Here is a 647-nt window from a genome sequence, read left to right on the forward strand (position 1 = left end):
TACTCTGTGATGGTGACGACGATGCCGGCACCGACGGTGCGGCCGCCTTCACGGATGGCGAAGCGCAGCTTCTCTTCCATGGCGATCGGCACGATCAGCTCGACATCGACGGTGATGTTGTCGCCCGGCATCACCATCTCGGTGCCTTCCGGCAGCGACACGATGCCGGTCACGTCCGTCGTGCGGAAATAGAACTGCGGACGGTAGTTGGTGAAGAACGGCGTGTGGCGGCCGCCCTCGTCCTTGGTCAGGATGTAGGCTTCGGCAACGAACTTCTTGTGCGGCTTGACGGTGCCGGGCTTGGCCAGGACCTGGCCGCGCTCGACGCCCTCGCGGTCGACACCGCGCAGCAGCGCGCCGATGTTGTCGCCGGCCTGGCCCTGGTCGAGCAGCTTGCGGAACATCTCGACGCCCGTGCAGGTCGTCTTGGTGGTCGGACGGATGCCGACGATCTCCAGCTCCTCGCCGACCTTGACGACGCCGCGCTCGACGCGGCCGGTCACCACCGTGCCACGGCCCGAGATCGAGAACACGTCCTCGATCGGCATCAGGAACGGCTTGTCGAGCGGACGAACCGGCGTCGGGATGTAGGCATCGACCGCAGCCATCAGTTCGCGGATGGCGTCCTCGCCGATCTTCTTGTCGCT

At 65.8% G+C, this 647-nt stretch carries 1 protein-coding gene; it reads right to left on the reverse strand.

Annotated features, from left to right (window positions below; all coding sequences use genetic code 11):
• Nucleotides 1-647: EF-Tu C-terminal domain-related protein (locus NKI72_RS35330; protein ID WP_352852303.1), on the reverse strand; the 647-nt coding region annotated here is incomplete at both ends.

Source organism: Mesorhizobium sp. M0437 (assembly GCF_040321335.1).
Lineage (GTDB): Bacteria > Pseudomonadota > Alphaproteobacteria > Rhizobiales > Rhizobiaceae > Mesorhizobium.